Genomic DNA, 15,299 nt, shown 5'->3' on the forward strand with positions numbered 1-15,299 from the left:
AAACCAGCGACTTAGTACACCAGATGAACAACCTCCAACCATGTTCATGCACCAATACATCAGGTAACATAACTGCGAACCGATGACATCGCAGCGAAAGTTGCGAATCATCCAGAGCAGAGATAGAAACGAAGCGATAATTAATTCAATGAGTAGTCAAAAAAATCAGCAGAAGAGACGACGTTCTGATCGTCGCGCATCCGATACCAAAAAAGCACAGGGTTCGAGCCACAAAACGGCCGCTAAACGCACTGGATGGTTTAATAAACTGTGGCGTATCGGATGGAAAGTCGGATTAACGCTTGCCATTGTGATTGCGTTCTATGGGGTGTATCTGAATAGCCTCGTCAGTCAGAAATTTGAGGGCCAACTTTTTGATCTTCCGACCGTTGTCTATGCCCGAATTTTATCGATGTCTCCCGGTGATGATATCAGTTTGGATGCGTTGCGGCATGAGTTGGATATTTTAAATTATCGCAAAGTTGCCCGGCCGCGTTATGCCGGAGAGTATTCGGCATCTTCAACCAAGATTGAATTGATTCGCCGTCCCTTTGAGTTTGCCGACGGGCCTGAACCGGATCGACATGTCATGCTTTATTTTGACGATAATGGTTTAACCCGGATTCAGTCGTTGGACAAACATCAGGATATCGGTTTTTTACGTCTGGAACCGAAGATGCTGGGGATGCTGGAAAAAAACATTACCGAACAGCGTTTATTTCTGCGTCGGGAGCAATTTCCGGAAGTGATGATTGATGCATTACTGGCGACGGAAGACCGGCATTTTTATCAGCATGAAGGGGTTTCACCTTTTGCCATCCTCAGGGCCTTGGTTGCAAACGTGCGCGCAGGACGGACGGTTCAGGGCGGCAGTACGCTGACCCAACAATTGGCGAAGAATATTTTTCTCTCTAGCCAAAGAACCTTGGTGAGAAAGCTGCAAGAAGCTTATATGGCACTTATCATTGATTACCGTTTCAGTAAAGATCGCATTCTTGAAGCTTATCTGAATGAGGTTTATCTGGGACAGAATGGTGCTGAAGAAGTGCACGGTTTTGGACTTGCATCCCGTTTATATTTCGGGCAGCCATTGCAAGAACTGAGAATTGATCAATTGGCCTTACTGGTTGGTATGGTCAAAGGACCATCTTATTACAATCCGGTTCGTTATCCTGAGCGTGCCACAGAACGGCGCGATCTTGTGCTGAAACTGATGCTGCAACAAGATATTTTGACCGCAAGGCAGTATGCTCAGGCCGTTGAACGCCCGTTAGATATTCAGAAACATCCCCATATTGCCAGACGTCAGCCCGCTTATTTTCAGCAACTGGCGATTGAATTGAAAGATAAAGTCGGTGACCGGTTTAAATCCGACAAAGGGTTGAGAGTCTTTACAACCTTGGATCCGGTTTCTCAGTCTGAGCTTGAAGAGGCAGTACAAAAGAAAGTGCCGCAGTTAGGTAAAGGTTTAGAGGCTGCTGCGATTGCGGTGGATCGTCAGAGTGGCGAAATCCGGGCAATGGTCGGTGGGGTCCGGATCGGGTTCGATGGCTTCAATCGTGTGTTGAATGGCCGACGGCAAATCGGGTCGCTGGTGAAACCGGCCATTTATCTGACCGCATTGAACGATCCGGACAAATATAATCTGGCGACGACACTGGATGATCAGCCGATTCGTTTGAAATCCGATCGGGGAGATATCTGGACACCAAAGAATTTTGATCATCAGTTCCGTGGTGAAGTCCCGCTGTATCTGGCGTTGGCAAAATCCATCAACATTCCAACGATTAAGTTGGGGATGTCTCTGGGGATTCCGCAGGTGAGTGATACGCTGGTGGCTCTCGGGGTTGACGGACAAGAAATTCGTCCGGTGCCTTCGATGTTTTTAGGCTCGTTTTCACTCACCCCGATTGAAGTGGCACAAATGTATCAGACCCTCACTAATTCCGGCAGACGCGCCAAGCTATCTGCATTACGTTCGGTGATCGATCTGGACGGCAATGTGTTGTATCAGTCAATTCCTAAAAGTACGCAGGCGGTTTCGCAGCAAGCTGCTTGGTTAACAACCTACGCGATGAAACGGGGCGTGATTGAAGGCACTGGCCGGTATCTGCACAATCGTTTTTCCTGGGCAATGCTCGCTGGTAAAACCGGAACCAGTAATGACTATCGGGATAGCTGGTTTGTTGGTGTCGATGGCCGTGAAGTGACCACCATTTGGGTTGGTCTGGATGACAATAAATCCACCGGATTAACGGGGGCGAGCGGGGCCTTACGTGTGTATGCCAATTATCTGCAAAAACGCGTGCCGAAGGTGTTGCATTTGCCATGGCCGCAGGGCATCACCATGATTGGGTTTGATAAAGACCGTCGTGGTGTGCTCAGCCTTGACTGTGATAATAAATTCAAACTCCCGGTATGGGATGCCGACCATACATGGAAACAGCGGTGTGAAGAGAATGACAAGCCGTTACGTTGGCTGAGAAAGATTTTCGAATGGTAGCGTTTTCATGAACGGCAATTTGCAGTGAGGCTATCAAGTACAGCGGCTTCATTGAATACTTGATACACGGCTGAAAAGACCATTCATCATCGTTTTTTCAGCCGTAGTTTTTTGAGTGGCGAGATGTTTTTGAGTCAGGCTTGAAACTACCGTGAAAAGTTTCGTCGGAAGTTGCTGTGTGGGTCAAATAGTATGCATTTCCATTTATGGGTAAGTTTGCTATTCTGCATCAAATGTTTGGCCTCCTCGGCTAAGATAATCTGAGTTTGTCTCTGCATGGAGTGCCAAGTTTCCAAGGACGTTCGTTCCTATAGATATAATAAAGTGAATGAACCGCAATGAGAGGAAAAAGTCGTGCTTGAAGCCTATCGTAAACACGTCGAAGAGCGTGCCGCAGAAGGAGTTGTTCCTAAACCTCTGGATGCTGAACAAGTTTCTGGTCTGGTTGAGTTATTAAAGTCGCCTCCGAAAGGAGAAGAAGCATTCATTCTCGATCTGCTTGAAAACCGTATTCCCCCCGGTGTTGATGAAGCCGCCTATGTCAAAGCTGGTTTTCTTGCTGCTGTTGCCAAAGGAGAAGTGACCTCTCCGTTGATTGATCGCGTCAAAGCGGCTGAGCTGCTGGGAACGATGCAAGGTGGATACAACATCGAACCTCTGGTTTCTTTTCTTGATGATGAAAAGCTGGCCTCTACCGCTGCGAAGGTTTTATCTCATACGCTGTTGATGTTCGATGCTTTCTATGATGTTGAAGAAAAAGCCAAAGCTGGCAATACCCATGCTCAACAGGTACTTCAATCTTGGGCTGATGCTGAATGGTTCTTGTCTAAACCAAGTATGCCTGAAAAGGTAACACTGACTGTATTTAAAGTGACCGGAGAGACCAATACCGATGATTTGTCTCCGGCACAAGATGCATGGTCTCGTCCTGATATTCCTGTTCATGCTTTAGCCATGCTCAAAAATGAGCGTGAAGGGATTGAACCTGATGAGGTTGGAAAAGTCGGCCCTGTCAAACAGATGGATGCTTTGTTGGAAGACAAAGGGCATCCACTGGTTTATGTCGGTGATGTCGTCGGGACCGGGTCCTCACGGAAATCGGCAACAAACTCAGTGCTATGGTTTATGGGCGAAGATATTCCTTATGTCCCGAACAAACGTGCGGGTGGTTATGTCCTCGGTGGTAAAATTGCACCGATTTTCTTTAACACGATGGAAGATGCGGGCGCATTACCAATCGAAGTGGATGTCTCCAAGCTCAATATGGGCGATGTAATCGATGTTTACCCCTATGAAGGCAAAGTTTGTGAACACGGTACCGATAAGGTGTTGGCTGAGTTCAAACTGAAAACGAATGTCCTGATTGATGAAGTGCGTGCCGGTGGCCGGATTCCACTCATTATCGGCCGTGGTTTAACCGATAAAGCACGTGAATCCCTTGGCCTTGAAGCGTCAGATGTTTTCCGTCGCCCGTCACCGGTGAAAGACAGTGACAAAGGTTTTACTCTGGCACAGAAAATGGTTGGTAAAGCCTGCGGTATTGAAGGCGTCCGTCCCGGTACTTACTGTGAGCCGAAAATGACAACTGTGGGATCGCAAGATACCACCGGCCCAATGACGCGCGATGAACTTAAAGATTTGGCGTGTCTCGGTTTCTCGGCTGACTTGGTGATGCAGTCATTCTGTCATACTTCGGCTTATCCGAAGCCTGTCGATGTGAATACACACCACACGTTACCTGATTTTATTATGAATCGCGGCGGGGTTTCTCTTCGTCCGGGCGATGGTATTATCCACTCATGGCTCAACCGGATGTTGCTGCCGGATACAGTCGGAACCGGCGGTGATTCACATACCCGTTTCCCTCTGGGGATCTCTTTCCCGGCAGGATCTGGCTTGGTGGCATTTGCGGCTGCAACGGGTGTGATGCCGTTGGATATGCCTGAATCGGTCTTGGTGCGTTTTAAAGGCAAAATGAAGCCGGGAATTACGCTGCGTGATTTGGTTCATGCGATTCCTTATTTTGCGATTCAAGATGGTCTGCTCACGGTTGCGAAATCAGGCAAGATCAATGAATTCTCAGGTCGAATCCTCGAAATTGAAGGGTTGGAGCATTTAACTGTTGAGCAAGCGTTTGAGTTATCCGATGCTTCGGCTGAACGGAGTGCTGCGGGTTGTACGGTCAAACTGTCTCAAGAGTCGATTGAAGAATATCTGCAATCGAACATCGTGATGCTCAAATGGATGGCCTCTGAAGGTTATGGTGATGTGCGGACGATCGAGCGTCGCGTGAGTGCGATGCAAGAATGGCTGGATAATCCGGCGATGATGCATGCTGACGACAATGCCGATTATGCACATGTGCTGGAAATCGATTTAGATGATATCAGTGAGCCGATTTTGTGTGCGCCAAACGATCCGGATGATGCCCGTTTACTGTCAGAAGTACAAGGCACACCGATTGATGAAGTCTTTATCGGTTCTTGTATGACGAACATTGGCCATTTCCGTGCTGCGGGTAAACTGTTGGATAATCATGTCGGCCAGTTAGAAACTCGTTTATGGGTGGCCCCACCAACCAAAATGGATAAAGATCAACTGGTTGAAGAAGGCTATTACGGTATCTTTGGCCGTGCCGGGGTTCGGATTGAAACACCTGGGTGTTCTCTGTGTATGGGGAACCAGGCCCGGGTCGCTGATAAGTCGACGGTGATGTCTACTTCAACCCGTAACTTCCCGAACCGCCTTGGTGCTGGTGCGAATGTTTTCCTTGCTTCTGCGGAGCTGTCAGCCGTTGGTGCAATATTGGGACGCATTCCAACCACGCAAGAGTACCTTGAGTTCGCTGCGAAAATTGATGCGACTGCTGCGGATACATATCGTTATCTGAACTTCCATAAGATGGATCAGTATACCGAAAAAGCAGATACCGTGATTTTCCAAGAGCCTGCATAAGCACTCTGGTTGTTCTGTTGAATTGAAGTCAATCCCTCCGTATGGAGGGATTTTTTTATCAGAAATTTCTTCTTTTATATCCCATTCCAATGCTTGTTTGAGCGAATCATCTGTGAAAAATGATACGGATACAGGAGGACTGAGACCTGTATCTGATGCGACTTCCGTATATACTAAGCGTCGGTTTGAATGTATCTCGATGAATCTCGGTATTATGGAATTTGAATTTAGAAAAAACATGTTATTAGGTGAGTATTACGCTGCATTTAATATGGAGCACGCCGTTATTTCCCGCTTTCTTGAAGATGAAACTGGCGCGGATCGCACAATAATTGATCAGGTTTTGCAATTACTGCAATCCGCATATCAAGATGATCTCACTGAGCAAGTTTGGTTTGGCAGAGAAATATCACTCAAGATTCTGGAAGGTGAAGTGACGATTTTTGAAAATATCCTGACACACACCAATCATCATGATTTTGAAGATGAATTTGAGTTATATGAGAGTGAAAGTATTGCGACTTGTGGTCTCGATGATTTCGAATCGATGCTTATGCAGTGGCAACAATTTACGCTAAATTAATCGTCTTCAGCCCACCCCTATCGTTTTATCCCGAAACAAATCATTTCACCTTGCACAACCGTGGTGAGCTTTTCAAAACCCGCTTTATTTTTGTGAAATCGTTGCACCATAATAGTGCTCTTGTGGTGGACTTTTACTTCTGTTGTTAATTTTATCGATAATAATCAATTAGTTAAAAAGTTGGCACGTACCTTGGATTGAAGATGAGGTAACCGGAGTACAGCTCGAGAGAGGACGCCATGAAATTAATTAATGCAATTATAAAACCTTTTAAATTAGACGATGTCCGTGAGGCCTTATCTGATGTGGGGATCGAGGGAATGACCGTCTCAGAAGTAAAGGGATTTGGTCGTCAGAAAGGCCATACAGAGCTTTATCGTGGCGCCGAATATCAGGTTGATTTTCTACCGAAAGTAAAACTTGAAATCGCAACACAGGGAGACAATGTTGACCGAGTCGTTGAAGCCATCGTGAAAGCAGCACACACAGGGAAAATCGGTGATGGTAAGATTTTTGTTTATGATCTGAGCCAAGCGGTGCGAATCCGTACCGGTGAAACAGATTCAGAAGCACTTTAAAAGATTCTAAGGATTGGAGAGACTATTATGGATTTATCAGTAACTGTAACGGAGTTACGTTACGCGCTTGATACCTTTTACTTCCTCATTTCAGGCGCACTGGTCATGTGGATGGCTGCTGGATTTGCAATGCTGGAATCAGGTTTGGTTCGTTCAAAGAATACGACTGAGATTCTGACGAAAAACTTTGTATTGTATGCGATTGCTTCTACGTTATATCTCATCGTCGGTTATCACATCATGTATGTTGATAATGCTGATGGGGGTTGGTTGCCTTCATTTGGTGGATTAATCGGCTCTCAAGCTGCAGATGCAGACCACTCTTTAGAATCAGACTTCTTCTTCCAGGTTGTCTTTGTTGCAACAGCGATGTCAGTTGTTTCTGGCGCGGTGGCTGAGCGAATGAAACTGTGGGCATTCTTGATTTTCTCTGTGGTACTGACTGGCTTTATCTATCCTGTTGAAGGTTATTGGACATGGGGTGGTGGTTTCCTTTCTGCTGCTGGATTCAGTGACTTTGCTGGCTCAGGAATTGTTCATATGGCTGGTGCAGCGGCTGCTTTAGCGGGTGTTCTGCTACTGGGTGCCCGCAAAGGCAAATATGGGAAAAATGGTGAAGTTCATCCGATTCCGGGTTCAAACATGCCGTTGGCAACACTGGGAACCTTCATTTTATGGTTCGGCTGGTTTGGTTTCAACGGGGGGTCACAGTTGATGATTTCCGATGCTGCCAATGCGTCAGCGGTCGGTCAGATTTTCTTGAACACCAATGCTGCTGCATCAGCAGGTGCATTAGCAGCGTTATTAGTCTGTAAAACCACTTGGGGTAAAGCGGATTTAACCATGGTACTGAACGGTGCGCTGGCTGGTTTAGTTGCAATTACAGCAGATCCACTGTCTCCGTCACCTATGTACTCGGTTGCCATTGGCGCTGTTGCCGGTGTGATTGTTGTCTTCGCGATTGTCGCGTTGGATAAATTAAAAATCGATGATCCAGTGGGTGCGATCTCTGTGCACGGTGTTTGCGGTCTGTTTGGCTTGATGGTTGTGCCAGTCAGCAATGCGGATGCATCCTTTGGCTCTCAATTACTGGGTGCGGTTGTTATCTTTGCTTGGGTATTTGGTGCTAGCCTAGTTGTTTGGGGTATCCTCAAAGCAACAATGGGAATTCGTGTCACAGAAGAAGAAGAGATGGAAGGAATGGACATGCACGATTGTGGTGTCGGTGCTTATCCTGAATTCGTGACTTCGAAATAAGTTAGTTCTCGCTATGATCAAAACCTGCCCTTTGGGCAGGTTTTTTTATGTCGGTGAGAGGGAGGATAGAGCTGAATGTGGAAGCGTTGAGCGAAGCATAAATTAGATTTAAATTATTTTTAAAATCAATGTTTTGCTTGATAAATGGCGAACTTATTGGTTTTGGCTAGCGTGTTACAGTTCCCCAGTGCTTGTTCAATCAGCGGGGGATATTTGAGGAAACTGTTGGCAACAATTGATAGTTTGCCACGTGGTTTTAAATAATGAGGAGACTGAGTCAGAAATGTCTCACTGGCATGATAACTTGTCCCCAGTCCGGAATGAAACGGTGGGTTGCTGATGAGATGATCGTAACGATCGGTCACATCTGAATAGATATCTGATGGGAAAACATGACCACTCAGTCCGTTTGCAGCCAGAGTCGCTTTACTGGATTCAATGGCTAATGCACTGACATCACACATCGATAGACTGACTGACGGATATTGTGCGGCAATGACAGTTCCAATGACACCGGCACCACATCCGAAATCTAAGACGTCTCCGTGCATATCGGACAGGTTATCTAACAATAACTGACTGCCGATATCTAACTTCCCATGGCTGAATACTCCGGGCAGGCTTTTTACGATGAGTTCTTTGTGCTGATAATTGACGGTATAAGTTTTAAACCAGTCCTGCATATTGAACTGCTCTGGCGTCTGGCTACATTCACCCCAGTAGAAAGAGCAACGGCGTGCGGCATCATACTTACGAATGATGCCGTAGGATTCGAATAATGTCTCAATGCTTTTTATGCCGGAGCGGTTTTCGCCGACTACAATTATTTCTGTTCCCGGGCCGAGTTTGGTCATGAGCATGGCAAGCAGGTATTCTGCTTCCTGTTTCGCTTTTGGCCAGTAGAGCAATACCATATCGGCATGGCAGTCATCGCTTAATGTTGCGCCAAAGTAGGCTGTAACGTTTGAATCGTCCGCGATCTGCCGATAGTAGCCATAGTGTGTGGTAAAGATGGCGACAGACTGACAGGTCTGTCGCAGTCGCAGGGGAAACTGGTCTTCGATCTCACCGGCAACCAGGAGATGTTTTCCCTGAAAATAGGAGAGTTGGCGTTCAGCAATTTGGCTTGGTGCTGAATTCTGGGCTGAGAAATATTTGCTCGACATAATTGTGCTCTACATTCGGTATCACAAAAAGAGGCGCGATTTTCTCACAATCTGTGGATAGCTTGAAGTCATTTAACTTTTATCCTGTCGGTTCAGAAATGACTGGAACTCTTCTTCATAGATATTGAACAGCACAATGGTGATTGCAAAGATCAGAGGGCCGTAGATTAATCCCATCAAACCGAACAGATGAATACCACCAAGTAATGAGAAAAAGATCATGAGGGTATTCATTCCCGAGCTTCCTTGCATCAGCAAGGGGCGTAGTAAGTTATCAATTGAGCCGACAACCACGATACTCCAGACTGCGAGGAAAATCCCCCAGGAAACATCGTTGGTCAGAAACAGATAAGCACTGGCTGGTATCCATATCAATGCCGTACCGACAATCGGAATAAAGGAAGCAAAGCCGATCATCGTGCCCCAGAACAGACCGGGGAAACCCGCAAGCCACATCCCGAGACCGCCGGCTACGCCCTGCGCGAGCGCTGTCAGGAAGGAGCCCATCACCGCTGATTTAGATACTTTCTCTGTCTCTTCCAGCAACCGATCCTCTTGACTGCGAGACAGGGGCAGAACATGGCGCAATGTGGTGATGATTTTTTCATAATCGCGGAGCAGGAAAAACAGCACAAACAGCATCAGGAAAAAGTCCATGATGAATGCGGTGGCATCACCAACGAGTTTGGCGCTGAAACCGACAAGCTGTGTACCGGCCTGACTAGACATTTTGGCTACTCTTTCAGCAATCGCAGACGGGTCAATGGTATTAAATGGCAGGTAGGTGTTCGCAAAGTCCATCGCTTTGACAACCCAAGGATGGTTGAAGACTTCCTGAACACCTCCGTGAGTTACCCACTGATAAAGCGTCTGCGAGAAACGAGCACCTTGTTGAGCAATGGCACCAAACACCAATAGTAGTGGCAGTACAATAATAAAAGTCAGAATGACGCAGGATAAAAATGAAGCAAAATTTCGATAAGGATTCAGCTTCCGTTCCAGATATTGATGGAGCGGATAAATCAGTAAGGAAATAATAAAAGCCAGCATAATCGAATTGATATAGGGCTCAATGAGCAGATAACATGCGATGGCTGCAACAAGCAATGCCGCGACAATCACTCGATGACTGGAGATGGTATTCACGTTATTTCTACCTTCGGTGACTTATATTTAAGATATAGGCCTGTATCATGACGACAATTCAGGTTGTTATCAATCATCGTCATGTTAGAAATGATAAGCATCTGCCATAAATTGCCTCTATCCGAGAGGGCTTTTACGAGGAATCTGGTAAAGAAAAGGCGCTCTGGTGGGAGCGCCTGAAATCTAGTTATCATGAAGTTACTTAGTCGTTTGCCATCATAGTGAAACAACGATCTACGGCTTCTAATGTCGCTTCTATTTCCTGAGAGGAGTGTGCCAGCGAAGTAAACCCAGCTTCAAAAGCTGATGGGGCCATATAGACACCATGGTCAAGCATCAGATGGAAGAAACGTTTAAATTTCTCAACATCACAACGGGCGACATCTTCATAGCAGGTGACTTGTTGTTGATCGGTAAAGAAAAAGCCGAACATTCCACCGACCTGATGTACCAGCAGTGGAATACCATGTTTGTCAGCGAAAAACTTAAAGCCATCCGCAAGCTGTTTGGTTTTCGATGTCAGGCGCTTCTCGTTGCCTTCTTCTTTTAACAGGCAAAGACATGCATAACCGGCAGCCATCGCGACTGGATTTCCAGAGAGTGTTCCTGCCTGATAAACGGGGCCGGTTGGGGCGATATATTGCATGATATCTTTCCGGCCACCAAAAGCGCCGACTGGCATCCCGCCCCCAATAACCTTACCTAATGTTGTTAAGTCTGGCTTGATATTATAGTGTGCCTGAGCGCCGCCGAGGGCGACCCGGAACCCTGTCATGACTTCATCAAAAATCAACAAGGCTCCTGCGTCATCACAGATGGTTCTGAGCCCTTCCAAGAAGCCTTCAACCGGTGGAATACAGTTCATGTTACCGGCAACCGGTTCGACAATAATACAGGCAATTTCGTCTTTATTGGCATCGAACAAGGCTTTGACTGAATCGAGATCATTAAAACGAGCCGTTAATGTGTATTTGGCAAAGTCAGCCGGAACTCCTGGAGAGCTGGGCTGACCCAGCGTAAGCGCACCAGACCCGGCTTTGACCAGAAGGCTATCTGCATGACCGTGGTAACAACCTTCGAATTTGATAATTTTATCACGGCCGGTATATCCGCGTGCCAGACGGATGGCACTCATGGTCGCTTCTGTTCCTGAGTTGACCATACGTAACTGTTCCATCGATGGCACGAGTTGTGAAACCAGTTCAGCGATGGCTATTTCTTGTTCTGTCGGAGCACCAAAACTCAACCCTTTTTGGACCGCGCCAATAACCGACTCTCGAATAACGCCATGATTATGGCCGAGAATCATTGGACCCCATGAACCGACGTAGTCGATATAAGCTCTACCATCAACGTCGAAAACGAATGGACCGTCAGCTCTGTCGATAAAAATCGGCGTGCCACCGACACCATTAAAGGCGCGAACTGGCGAATTAACACCACCGGGGATGGTGATTTGTGCCTGTTGATATAGATCAGATGATTTGGTCATGGGAGTTATCCTCTTTTGAGTGGTTGGACCAACTTGGCAAGCATTGTACTATTCATCGTTCGAAGAGGAATATTTTTTTCGATTTTTTCCTGAAATGCCAATAGATGAACACTCTTTGTTACTGAATTTGTGTCTGTTCAGTGGATTGTACTGAATGATTTCAAGGTTTTGCATGGTTTAGACTACCAAGTTGCGGGCGCGGTTGGAGGGCTCATTGCCATCTGAGAAAGAAAGTTCGTTTGATGTATGCGGTGAATACTTGAACGACTCAGTCAGGTATTAGATAATCAAGGCAGATAATAAAGTATATCTGGTGCAACAATGTTGACTGCGGTTCCGTTGACTGAAACTATGTTAGCAAGAGATATCGAAGCATGAGAGAGGTCGTTGTGAGTGATTTAAATATACCGCTGACATTTTCTGAGGCGGCAGCAAAGCGCGTTAAAGCGTTAATTGCCGAAGAAGAAAATCAGGCGCTCAAACTACGGGTTTATATTACCGGTGGTGGCTGTAGCGGTTTTCAGTATGGATTTACGTTTGATGAAAATGTAAATGATGGGGATATGACTATCGAAAATTGTGGCGTCACATTGGTGGTTGATCCAATGAGTCTGCAATATCTGATCGGTGGCGAGGTCGATTATACCGAAGGACTTGAAGGATCTCGCTTTTTCGTTAATAACCCCAATGCGACAACCACTTGTGGTTGTGGTGCCTCATTTAGTGTCTGACGCTGTCTCATCCTGATGAACCATGTCGGATCGTTGTATTCGAGCCGACATGGCTGTTCTGTGTTCAAATGCTGATGAATCAGTTCACTGCTCATTGATGTTGCTTAATAACATTGATGTTGTTTAATTGCATTCATGTCGAGCGATAAAACTCATATTGAGCAATCAAGTTTATATTGTTCCACGCCTGAATATCACACAGACTCAACCATCGTTGTCCAACGCCTCGCGGCCTTAACGTTTGGCGTACATCAGATGACTAAAGCGTTCTAGCTGTTGCAGTCTGATTTTGGCATTGGCGATAAATGTCTGTTTTGATTGTCCCAAGAGTGATGCGGATTGAGGGAGCGACACCGTTCTTGGGTTTTTGTGTACACCGTGAACGAGAAACTCATAGTGCAGGTGTGGCCCGGTGACCCGTCCCGTCCCCCCCAGTGCGCCGATTTTTTGCCCTTGTTTCACCCGTTGCCCAGTTTTTACATATCGGCGTTTCAGGTGAAGATACTTGGTCATATAGGTCGTACTGTGTTTGATAAAGACATAATTGCCATTGAAGCGGTTATAACTCGATTTCACGACGATACCATCACCGGCCGCCCAAATCGGTGTTCCGACCGGAGCCACGTAATCTGTGCCGCGATGAGGTCTGACTCTGCCGGTAACCGGATGCAGCCTGCGTGGGTTGAAGTTAGATGAGACACGCCGAAAATCGACTGGGGAGCGCAAGAATGCTTTTTTCATGGCTCGTCCATTTTCATCATAATAATCACCATTGTCATCGTTGATAATGGCTTTAAATGTCGTGCCCTGATTGGTAAACGTTGCAGCAATGATATTGCCTTTACCGACAATTTCACCTTCGACGACTTCTTCCAGATAGAGCAGGCTGAATGTATCGCCTTTGCGAATATCTAAAGCAAAGTCGATGTCCCAACCAAAAATACCAGCCAGTGCCATAATCTGATTCGGGGTTAAACCGGCATTGATTGCTGCATTCCAGAAGTTAGATGTAATTTGGGCTTCCGCATAGTTATATTGATAGTGCACTTCCTTTTTATCTAATTTCGCGGTAAAGCCATGTTCTGATTTGGTAATCATAAACGCTTCGTAAGTCGAAAGACTTCGTCGCAATTGCACCAGTTGATCATTTTCGTCAAAGCCGAAACTGAGCTCGTCTCCGGGGCGGAGTCGGGTGAGTTGTTGTTTGATCTCTGGATCACTGGCGGTTAATTCATATAAGAGACGTGATGATAGCCCGATACGCTGAAATAAAATGGCGGCACTTTCTCCGGACTTTACCTGATACTGTTCCCACCTGAGTGTCGCTGTCGGTGCAATTGCTACTCCGGGAGAAAGCGCCTCTGCATTGATCGAGAGTGGATAATGACGACCAATTTCAAGATGTTTTTCTTTTCCTTGAAGCTCTTGAGGATTGGGCAGAAAAAAAATAGCAATCACGATCAAAGCAGAGAAACACCCAATCAGTGTTTGATGTAATCGTGGCAGACGAGCAAAAATAGACAACATATAGGCAGCGTTTTACCGATGGTTCATAAAATCCTTAGAACAATAGTTTAACTGGTTTCAAAATGCATCGCTATTCAAGTAATATATCTAACTAATAAATTTCTGCCAAATTTGTGGAGTGAACGAGAATGGCAACAATTGAAAGCGCATTAGCTGAAATCAAGCGCGGTGTTGAAGAGTTGATTCCTGAAGAGGAATTGATCGCAAAACTGAAAGAAGGCCGTCCGTTAAAAATTAAGTTGGGTGCCGATCCAACCGCACCGGATATTCATTTGGGCCATACTGTCATTCTGAATAAGTTGCGTGCTTTTCAGGAGTTGGGACATGAGGTGACTTTCCTTATCGGTGATTTTACCGGTATGGTCGGTGACCCGACCGGAAAAAATACCACGCGCCCGCCACTGACCCGCGAAGATGTGATTCGTAATGCTGAAACATATAAAGAGCAGGTTTTTAAAATTCTCGATCCTGAAAAAACAAAAATTCAGTTTAATTCCGAGTGGCTTTCTGAATTAGGTGCCGAGGGAATGCTTCGCCTGGCAGCCAATCAGACGGTTGCCCGTATGTTAGAACGGGATGATTTTAAAAAGCGTTACCATAGTGGTCAGCCGATTGCGATTCATGAATTTATGTATCCGCTACTGCAAGGCTATGATTCCGTAGCAATGGAAACAGACGTTGAGCTTGGTGGAACAGACCAAAAGTTTAATCTGCTGATGGGGCGTGAATTGCAAAAAGCACACGGTCAAAAACAGCAGGTGGTATTGATGATGCCCTTACTCGTTGGTTTGGACGGCGAGAAGAAAATGTCGAAGTCGGCTCACAACTATATCGGAATTAATGAAGCGCCCGAAGAAATGTTTGGCAAAATTATGTCGATTTCAGATGAATTGATGTGGAGTTATTATGACTTGTTGTCGTTCCGGCCACTGACTGAAATACAGCAGTTTAAGGACGAGGTTGCTGCCGGTAAGAATCCGCGGGATATTAAAATACTACTGGCGAAAGAAATCATTGCACGTTTCCACGATGAAGCCGCGGCGGAAGCTGCCGAGCAAGAGTTTATTGCACGATTCCAGAAAGGTGCTATTCCCGACGAAATGCCTGAATTCACATTTATATCAGGTATTGCCATCGGTAATATCTTGAAGGATGCAGGTCTGGTGGGTTCAACATCGGACGCCATGCGGATGATTCGTCAAGGCGCTGCCAAGGCGGCTGGTGAAAAAATCCAAGATACCAAATGGATCCCTGATAATGGCACCTATGTGCTTCAGGTGGGGAAACGGAAATTTGCCCGCGTGACGATTCAGTAACATACCAATACATTCAGTAACATGCCAATACATAAAGCCTGATGT

Annotated in this window: 11 protein-coding genes; 7 read left to right on the top strand and 4 right to left on the bottom strand. The window is 46.1% G+C overall.

Annotated elements, in window-relative coordinates; genetic code table 11:
* Positions 1 to 148: 148 nt before the first annotated feature.
* From mrcB to OCU60_RS02920, 5 genes are all read left to right on the top strand, one after another.
* Positions 149 to 2,503 (top strand): penicillin-binding protein 1B, encoded by a 2,355-nt coding sequence (gene mrcB, locus OCU60_RS02900; protein WP_074372792.1) that lies wholly within the window; start codon positions 149 to 151, stop codon positions 2,501 to 2,503.
* A 354-nt stretch (positions 2,504 to 2,857) separates the two neighbouring features.
* Positions 2,858 to 5,458 (top strand): bifunctional aconitate hydratase 2/2-methylisocitrate dehydratase, encoded by a 2,601-nt coding sequence (gene acnB, locus OCU60_RS02905; RefSeq protein WP_074372793.1) that lies wholly within the window; start codon positions 2,858 to 2,860, stop codon positions 5,456 to 5,458.
* Positions 5,459 to 5,672: 214 nt separating this feature from the next.
* Entirely contained in the window at positions 5,673 to 6,041 is a 369-nt protein-coding gene (locus OCU60_RS02910; protein ID WP_074372893.1) for a YacL family protein, read from the top strand.
* Between the two features lie 239 nt (positions 6,042 to 6,280).
* A complete protein-coding gene (gene glnK, locus OCU60_RS02915) occupies positions 6,281 to 6,619 on the top strand; it encodes a P-II family nitrogen regulator (protein WP_074372794.1) in 339 nt (112 codons plus the stop codon).
* A gap of 27 nt (positions 6,620 to 6,646) precedes the next feature.
* Positions 6,647 to 7,876 (top strand): ammonium transporter, encoded by a 1,230-nt coding sequence (locus OCU60_RS02920; RefSeq protein ID WP_074372795.1) that lies wholly within the window; start codon positions 6,647 to 6,649, stop codon positions 7,874 to 7,876.
* A gap of 125 nt (positions 7,877 to 8,001) precedes the next feature.
* Here the strand turns inward: OCU60_RS02920 and rsmC are convergent, their stop codons facing one another.
* The 3 genes from rsmC to hemL form a co-directional block, all read right to left on the bottom strand.
* Positions 8,002 to 9,042, bottom strand: a complete 1,041-nt coding sequence (rsmC, locus tag OCU60_RS02925; protein ID WP_074372796.1) for a 16S rRNA (guanine(1207)-N(2))-methyltransferase RsmC — start codon at positions 9,040 to 9,042, stop codon at positions 8,002 to 8,004.
* A gap of 72 nt (positions 9,043 to 9,114) precedes the next feature.
* On the bottom strand, positions 9,115 to 10,188 hold the full coding sequence (locus OCU60_RS02930; protein WP_074372797.1) for an AI-2E family transporter: 1,074 nt from the start codon (positions 10,186 to 10,188) through the stop codon (positions 9,115 to 9,117).
* Positions 10,189 to 10,390: 202 nt separating this feature from the next.
* Entirely contained in the window at positions 10,391 to 11,680 is a 1,290-nt protein-coding gene (gene hemL, locus OCU60_RS02935) for a glutamate-1-semialdehyde 2,1-aminomutase (protein WP_074372799.1), read from the bottom strand.
* A gap of 389 nt (positions 11,681 to 12,069) precedes the next feature.
* Between hemL and erpA the strand changes: the two genes are divergently transcribed.
* On the top strand, positions 12,070 to 12,411 hold the full coding sequence (gene erpA / locus OCU60_RS02940) for an iron-sulfur cluster insertion protein ErpA (RefSeq protein WP_074372894.1): 342 nt from the start codon (positions 12,070 to 12,072) through the stop codon (positions 12,409 to 12,411).
* A 234-nt stretch (positions 12,412 to 12,645) separates the two neighbouring features.
* On the opposite strand, the gene OCU60_RS02945 is transcribed toward erpA, so the two are convergent.
* A complete protein-coding gene (locus OCU60_RS02945; protein WP_074372800.1) occupies positions 12,646 to 13,938 on the bottom strand; it encodes a peptidoglycan DD-metalloendopeptidase family protein in 1,293 nt (430 codons plus the stop codon).
* A gap of 128 nt (positions 13,939 to 14,066) precedes the next feature.
* Here OCU60_RS02945 and tyrS point away from each other — a divergent pair, with 128 nt between their 5' ends.
* Positions 14,067 to 15,254, top strand: coding sequence for a tyrosine--tRNA ligase (gene tyrS / locus OCU60_RS02950; RefSeq protein WP_074372801.1), 1,188 nt, complete (start codon positions 14,067 to 14,069; stop codon positions 15,252 to 15,254).
* Positions 15,255 to 15,299: the final 45 nt, after the last annotated feature.

Origin of the sequence: Vibrio spartinae, from assembly GCF_024347135.1 — a bacterium.
In the GTDB taxonomy this organism is placed as follows: Bacteria; Pseudomonadota; Gammaproteobacteria; order Enterobacterales; family Vibrionaceae; genus Vibrio; species Vibrio spartinae.